The organism is Deltaproteobacteria bacterium, assembly GCA_016234845.1.
GTDB lineage: Bacteria > Desulfobacterota > Deferrimicrobia > Deferrimicrobiales > Deferrimicrobiaceae > JACRNP01.
Genome location: JACRNP010000141.1, coordinates 1 through 4,184, shown reverse-complemented (window position 1 = coordinate 4,184; position 4,184 = coordinate 1). Strand labels below are relative to the sequence as shown.

Sequence of the window (4,184 nt, the reverse complement as noted above, 5' to 3'; positions counted from 1 at the left end):
TCCACGTCGCCGCAGAGCATCCCGCGGGCCGACCTGCCGGAACCGGACCCCGGCCCGGAGCCGCCGGCGGCCCCGATCCCCGCTCCTCCAGAGGCCGGCGCCGCATCGTCGGCAGTCCCGGAGCCGACCGCTCCCGTCCGCTCCCCCGTCGGGATCCGTTCCGGGCTCCCGCCGCTTCCCCCGGGCACGGCCCCCCCCTCCGGCCGATCCTCGTCGGCCGGTCACGGTCCCGGCCGCGCGATCGACCTCGAGGGGGGCTACGCATACCTCAGGGACGACATCCAGCGGGGGATCGCCTACCCGCCCGTCGCCCGAAGGATGGGGTGGGAAGGAAACGTCGTCGTTTCGTTCCGGATCCACCCGGACGGGTCGGCCAGCGATATCCGGGTCGTCCGGGGCTCCGGTTTCGCGGTGCTCGACCGCAACGCCGTGGAGGCGGTCCGGAGCGCCTCCCCCTTCCGTACCCCCCCCGCCGAGGCGGAGATCGTGACCCCCGTCGTCTACCGGCTGACCCCGGGTCCCCTCGAGGCGGCGCCCCGCTAAATCGCTGAAGTATCCGGGTGCTTCTTCCGATGAACTCCTCTGGAGCCCGTCGGAGGGAGCGCATGGCGACGTTCACGGAAATCATCGTCCGCGGGGAGGACCTGCTCCTTACGCGGATCCTTTCCCGGGCCGAGGCGAACGGCTACTTCCGCTTCACGTCCCGGGACCCCGAACAGTGGCGCCCGGCCATCCGCGGAACCTCCGGATCGATCGTCCAGGCGTTCCGCAACGGCGGCGAGCCCCCTCCCCTCACCGCGGACGCCCTGGGGATGGACGAGGGGCTTACCGCCTTCGGCGTCGTGGAGTCGCGGAAATACCGCCTCGCCGGGATGCCGCTCGGCATCTTCCTCGGCCTGTCCAGGTTCTTCCGGGAAGCGTACGACGACCTGGTCCGCTCCGCGGGGTTCCCCCCGGAGGAGGAGGACCGGTACCGCCGGTACGTCGGGCGGTTCTTCGACCGGAACGAGATCTCCGCGTGCGTCGCCTGGTCCATGGAGAGCGGCCTCGAGCACGCCTCCGATCTGGTCCGCAAGCACGACGAACTCTCCCGCCTCTACCGGCTCGTGGCGGTGGCGAAGAAGGAGTGGGAGGGGACGATCGACTGCGTCGACGACATGCTCCTGCTGGCCGACCCGCACGGTCGCATCCGCCGGTGCAACCGGGTGTTCCGGGAGTTCACGGGGAAGTCGTACCAGGAGATCCTCGGCCGGCCGTACGATCAGACGCTCCGGGAGGCGGGGATCGACGCGGAGCTCGCCTGCGGCCGCCCCGTGGAGCAGTTCCACGGGAAGTCGGGGAAGTGGTTCGTCCTGAGGCTGTTCCCGTTCCGGAAGGACCCGGACCAGGAGGTCGCCGGCGCCATCGTCGCCATCCACGACGCGACGGAGATCAAGGCGATGACGGGGGAGCTCGAGCAGAAGAACGCGCGGCTCTCCGAGGCGCTCTCCGAGATCCGGCGCACCCAGTCGAAGCTGGTCCAGCAGGAGAAGATGGCCTCGATCGGGCAGCTGGCGGCGGGAGTGGCCCACGAGATCAACAACCCGATCGGGTTCATCAACAGCAACCTGGGGACGCTGGGGAAGTACCTCTCGCGGCTGTCCGAATTCCTCTTCGAGCAGACGGCGTGCATCGGCGCGGGGGCTCCGGCGGCGACGGTCGACGCGCTCCGGCAGAAGCGGGAGCAGCTGAAGATCGACTACATCCTGAAGGACCTGGACGACCTGGTGCGGGAGTCGCTCGAGGGCGCGGAACGGGTCCGGAGCATCGTGGCGGACCTGAAGAGCTTCTCCCGCGTGGACGAGAGCGACTTCAAGATGGCGGACTTGAACGAGTGCCTCCGGAGCACCATCAACATCGTCTGGAACGAGATCAAGTACAAGGCGACGATGAAGAAGGATCTCGGGGAGATTCCCCGTACGCGCTGCAACCCGCAGCAGATGAACCAGGTGTTCATGAACCTCCTCGTCAACGCCGCCCACGCCATCGAGAACCGCGGGGAGATCACCGTGCGGTCGTGGGTTTCGGACGGCAGCATCGGCGTCTGCGTCGAGGACACCGGCCGCGGAATCCCCAAGGAGAACCTGGAGCGCATCTTCGAGCCGTTCTTCACCACCAAGGAGGTCGGCAAGGGAACCGGGCTGGGCCTGAGCATCACGTACGACATCGTCAAGAAGCACCGGGGGGACATCTCGGTGCGCAGCGAGCCGGGGAAGGGCACCTCCTTCACCGTGCGAATCCCGGTCGTGGAGGAGGTTTGACCGATGGCCGAACCGGTGCGAATCCTTTGCGTGGACGACGAGCGGAACGTCCTGCGCTCCCTGGAGCGCCTCTTCCTCGACGACGGGTACGAGATCCGCACCGCCCTCTCCGGCGCCGAGGGGCTGCTCGCCCTGGGACAGGGGGACACCGTGCAGGTCGTGATCTCCGACTACCGGATGCCGGGGATGAACGGCGTGGAGTTCCTGAGCGAGGTCCGGAAGAGCTGGCCCGAGACGGTCCGGATCATCCTGTCCGGCTACGCGGACACCGGGGCGATCGTCTCCGCCATCAACGACGGGCAGATCTACAAGTTCATCGCGAAGCCGTGGAACGAGGACGAGATCCGCGTCGCCGTGACGAACGCGGTGGAGCGGTACAACCTCGGCCGGGAGAACCGGACGCTGGCGGCGGAGCTGCGGGCGAAGAACGACGAGCTCACCGCGCTCAACCGGGATCTCGAGGCGAGGGTGGAGGAGCGGACCGCGGCGCTCACGACCCAGAACCGGCTCCTCACCGAGTCGCTCAACATCCTCGACAACCTCCCGTTCGCGGTGGTCGGGATGTCGCTCGACGGGACCGTCTTCCAGTGCAACCGGAAGGGGATGGTCTGCTTCGGCAACCGGATCGGACCGGTGATCGGCGCGGACCGGCGCGAGGTCCTCACCGCGGCGCAGAACCGGCTCGTCGACCGGGTGATCGACGAGAGCCGGCGGTCGCATGACGGAAACGCGTCCGGGGAGGAGGGGAACCACCGGGTGGTCATCGAGCGGAGCCCCTACACGTCGGAGTGCGTGATCCTCATCGTGAACGAGGAGGCGGTGCGTGGCTGACGACGCGGTCCTCTTCGTCGACGACGAGGAGTACGTCCTCTCCGCCCTGGAGCGGCTCTTCCTGGACAGCGGGCTCCGCGTCCTCCGAGCCGGGAGCGGGGAGGAGGCGCTGGAGCTGGTCCGCTGCGGGCCGGTGGCGGTGGTCGTGTCGGACAACCTGATGCCGGGAATGCGGGGGGTGGAGCTGTTGTCGAGGGTGAGGGACCTTTCGCCCGACACCGCGAGGGTGCTGCTGACCGGGTACGCCGACCTGCCGACGGCGATCGAGGCGATCAACCGGGGGGAGGTGTTCCGCTTCCACGTGAAGCCGTGGATCGACGAGGAGGTGGTGGAGACCGTCGAGGAAGGGGTGCGGCGGTACCAGCTCGTCCGGTCGCTCCGGCAGGCCGGCTGGGCACCGTCGAGGAAGGGGTGCGCCGGTACCAGCTCGTCCGGTCGCTCCGGCAGGCCGACGAGGGGACGCTGCGGTCGATCGCGCAGACGATCGAGCTCAAGGACCCGTACACCCGGGGGCATTGCGACCGCGTGGCCGCGTACGCCCTTCGGATCGCGGAGTCCCTCGGTCTTCCGGAGGCCACCCTCCGGTCGATCCGGCACGGGAGCTGGCTGCACGACTGCGGGAAGATCGGCGTGCCGGAGGCGATCCTCAACCTCCCGGGCAAGCTGTCGGAGAAGGAGTTCGAGATCGTCAAGAAGCACCCGGGATGGGGCGCCGAGGTGGGGCGGCACGCGAATCTCCCGCAGGACGTCATCGACATCATCCTCTACCACCACGAACGGTACGACGGCCGCGGCTACCCCACCGGAACCCGCGGAGACGCCATCCCGCTGGTGGCGCGGATCGTGGCGGTGGCCGACGTCTTCGACGCGATGTCCACCGACCGGCCGTACGCCAAGGGGTACGACCGGGAAGAGGCGGTCCGCGTGATGGGCGTCCTGCGCGGCGCGGCGCTCGACCCGGCGCTCGTCGACATCTTCCTCGCATCCCTCCGGGAAGAGGCGCGCCCGTGATCGAATTCGACGCCGACGGAAACCGCATGGTGCTGAAGCTCG

Annotated in this window: 3 protein-coding genes and 1 pseudogene; all 4 read left to right on the top strand. The window is 68.9% G+C overall.

Translation table 11 applies throughout. The features are described from left to right. Positions 1-543: energy transducer TonB (locus HZB86_09750; protein MBI5905812.1), on the top strand; the 543-nt coding region annotated here is incomplete at its 5' end. A 491-nt stretch (positions 544-1,034) separates the two neighbouring features. Then, the gene (locus HZB86_09745) at positions 1,035-2,300 is read left to right on the top strand and encodes a PAS domain-containing protein (protein MBI5905811.1); all 1,266 of its coding nucleotides are present in this window, start codon (positions 1,035-1,037) and stop codon (positions 2,298-2,300) included. 3 nt (positions 2,301-2,303) lie between these two features. Next, positions 2,304-3,131 carry a response regulator gene (locus HZB86_09740; GenBank protein MBI5905810.1) on the top strand — a complete coding sequence of 276 codons (828 nt, stop codon included), beginning with the start codon at positions 2,304-2,306 and terminating at the stop codon, positions 3,129-3,131. Next, positions 3,124-4,142, top strand: a pseudogene (locus HZB86_09735) (HD domain-containing protein). The gene HZB86_09740 and the pseudogene HZB86_09735 overlap by 8 nt, the downstream one beginning before the upstream one ends. Positions 4,143-4,184: the final 42 nt, after the last annotated feature.

Bases quoted from the DNA above. Each gene is read 5' to 3' on its own strand.
- HZB86_09740 (MBI5905810.1), top strand. From the start codon at position 2,304: ATGGCCGAACCGGTGCGAATCCTTTGCGTGGACGACGAGCGGAACGTC.
- HZB86_09745 (MBI5905811.1), top strand. From the start codon at position 1,035: ATGGAGAGCGGCCTCGAGCACGCCTCCGATCTGGTCCGCAAGCACGAC.